This is a genomic window from Methylothermus subterraneus, assembly GCF_054656915.1.
Genome location: NZ_BAAHXK010000026.1, coordinates 1 through 2,513, shown reverse-complemented (window position 1 = coordinate 2,513; position 2,513 = coordinate 1). Strand labels below are relative to the sequence as shown.

3 protein-coding genes are annotated in these 2,513 nt (G+C 60.2%); 1 reads left to right on the top strand and 2 read right to left on the bottom strand.

Annotated features, from left to right (window positions below; translation table 11 throughout):
* Positions 1-144 precede the first annotated feature (144 nt).
* Positions 145-579 carry a phosphate-starvation-inducible PsiE family protein gene (locus tag ACYQ3M_RS11515; RefSeq protein WP_460036225.1) on the top strand — a complete coding sequence of 145 codons (435 nt, stop codon included), beginning with the start codon at positions 145-147 and terminating at the stop codon, positions 577-579.
* On the opposite strand, the gene ACYQ3M_RS11510 is transcribed toward ACYQ3M_RS11515, so the two are convergent.
* A complete protein-coding gene (locus ACYQ3M_RS11510; RefSeq protein ID WP_460036224.1) occupies positions 576-1,517 on the bottom strand; it encodes a YbgA family protein in 942 nt (313 codons plus the stop codon). The two genes, ACYQ3M_RS11515 and ACYQ3M_RS11510, sit on opposite strands and share 4 nt — an antisense overlap.
* Entirely contained in the window at positions 1,514-2,416 is a 903-nt protein-coding gene (locus tag ACYQ3M_RS11505; protein WP_460036223.1) for a MerR family transcriptional regulator, read from the bottom strand. Before ACYQ3M_RS11505 ends, ACYQ3M_RS11510 begins: the two co-directional genes overlap by 4 nt.
* Positions 2,417-2,513 lie beyond the last annotated feature (97 nt).

Here is a 2,513-nt window from a genome sequence, read left to right as displayed (position 1 = left end):
CTGAAGCAGGAATCAAACCTGTCCTATTTGGGTAGGGTTTGAGCAACGGTTTCTAAAGCACTGTTCCAGCGGCAGCAAGCAATCATTGAAGGCCTCAGCCGTTTTTTTCAGCAAGAGGCAAAAAAACGCAGCGAGTACACGGAATTGCCCCTCCATCACGAGGACCCGCTAATCCGAGCGTTGCACCGCACCATCCGCATAGCGGTCAAGGCGCTGGCGGTGCTGATGACCCTGGTGATCTTATGGGGCCTAGCGGACGTCGTCTGGACCCTGTACAACCGCCTCATGGCGCCGCCCAAGTTTCTCTTAGATCTCAGCGATATCTTCGTCACTTTTGGCGCTTTTTTGGCGGTCCTGATCGCGATCGAGATTTTCATCAACATCACCTTATACCTGCGCAGCGACGTCATCCCCGTGAAACTGGTAGTCGCCACCGCCCTGATGGCGATCGCGCGCAAGGTGATCGTATTCGACTTTAAAAAACTCGACTGGCCCTACATCCTTGCCACCGGGGTGGTGGTGCTCGCGCTTGGAGTCACCTATTGGCTGCTCCAGCGGCCCGAAAAACAATCGGATTAGATCGCGTTGCGCAGGCCCAGCGCTGCAGGATAAGGCTCAAGATAGTATTGCCCGGCGAGGTAGGGATTTCGGATTCGGCTTTGATGGTGGCGTAGCAGCGTCAGCGGAACGATCAAAGGCACCTCTCCGCGGCGGTAGGTTTCGACCACTTCAGTCAGCTCCCGGCGATCGCGGCAATCTAGGCGATCGCTCAAATAACCGGCCAGATGCTGCAACACGTTGACGTGATTTGGCCGCCTGGCCGGTCGAGCGAGCGCCGCCATCAATTCGGCAAAATACCGCGCTGCAGTCTCCGGTCCGGAGTTTTTCAAGTCCGCCAACATCCTCCCCAGCGCGCGGTATGCCCGCATGCTGTGCGCCATAACCAAGTACTTGTGGCGGGTGTGAAACTCGAGCAAGGAGGCGGGAGTAATGCCTTCCGCCTGGAGGTTGCGCCACCGATAGTGGACGAACACGCGAGTCAAGAAATTTTCCGCCAAAGCAGGATCGTTCAGGCGCCCCTCCTCTTCTATCGGCAGTTGCGGCAAGGCTTGGCTCAAAACGGCGGTGAACAGACCGGCGCCGTGCTTGTGCAGCAGATTCCCTGCAAGATCGTAAACCCGCACCCGTGCCATCCCGCAGCTTGGCGAATCCTTCTTGGCGATAAAGCCATCGGCTTGAGCCATCAAGGGAGCCTGCCGGCGGGCAAACTCCCGCATTTTTTCGCTCACGTCAAGGCTACGGTCTTTAACGCCCAACAGGCGCAGTTCGCCGTTTACGGCGACCAAATTGATCGGCGGCCGCGGCACGCCCAGACCGATGCCGACCTCCGGGCAGATGCCGCGCAATTCCAAGTGATTCGCCAAGACGTCCAAGTAAGGGAAGCGCTTATGGCCTCCATCGTAGCGAACCGGCTGGCCCAAAAGACAAGCGCTGACGAAAACCAACGGCCGACTCATGGACGCAACCGCTCCTGAAGCTGCAGCACAAGGGCCTCTTCGTCGAGCGGCAAGGGTTCTACCCCGGCCGCCCGAAACGCTCCGGCTTGTTGCGCCACCGCCGCCCCGGCGGCAAACACCGGCACCGTAGCGTTGGCGACAAGCACGGGCAATTCTTGCGCCAAGAGGCGCTGCGACGGGGTAGCGCCGACGTAGATCAAAATCGCCGCAGACCGGCTCGCCAAGGCGGTGTCGTCGAGATAACGCAATGGCGCCGCTTCCGGTAACCACAACAGACGAAATCCGCGATCGACCAGGTAAAGCCCCAACAACAACGCCTCGAGCGCGTCTCCCTCCCCGAGCACGCCGAGCAAGATCCTTGGGCCGCGATTGCGCAACGACTGCTGCCAGAGACGATGGCCGATTTGGCTTACCAAATACGCGCACAGCACAGCGCGCGCGTGGGCAGCCAAAGGCTCGCGACCCTGCAAGCGGTGAAGGCGCTCCAAAGCGGGTCGCACCACTTGGCGGATCAACAACAGCGTCGGATAGGCTTGCAGGCTCGCTTGATACACGCTATCCAACACCCCAGGTTGCATGGACAGGGCGGCATCGGCCAGATCCTGGGCTTGTCGTTCAACGGCCTCGTGACCTGGCGCGCCGTCGAGATGGGCCGACTCCGAATGCGCCAGGGCGCCCCGTACCTGGCTGATCGGCACCCCTGCCTCCAGCATCTCCACGACTTTGCGAATCAACTCGATGTCTTGCTCAGAGTACAGGCGATGTCCCTTCGGGGTTCGCTCCGGTTTAAGCAAGCCATAGCGCCGCTCCCAAGCGCGCAAGGTGACGGGATTGACCCCCGTGCGTTCGGCCACTTCTCGAATCGGGTAAAGCCCTTTGCGCACAGCAAGTTCTGTCACTGGATCGTCCTCAAGGATCGGCGATGCAAGGGTTGCGGGTTCACGATCGCTCCACCAGACTCGGGGGCTTCCTTCTGGGAACCTCCGGTTCCGGGCC

What these genes read in the sequence shown, in the direction of transcription:
- ACYQ3M_RS11510 (WP_460036224.1), bottom strand. Translation starts at nt 1,517, where the DNA reads ATGAGTCGGCCGTTGGTTTTCGTCAGCGCTTGTCTTTTGGGCCAGCCG.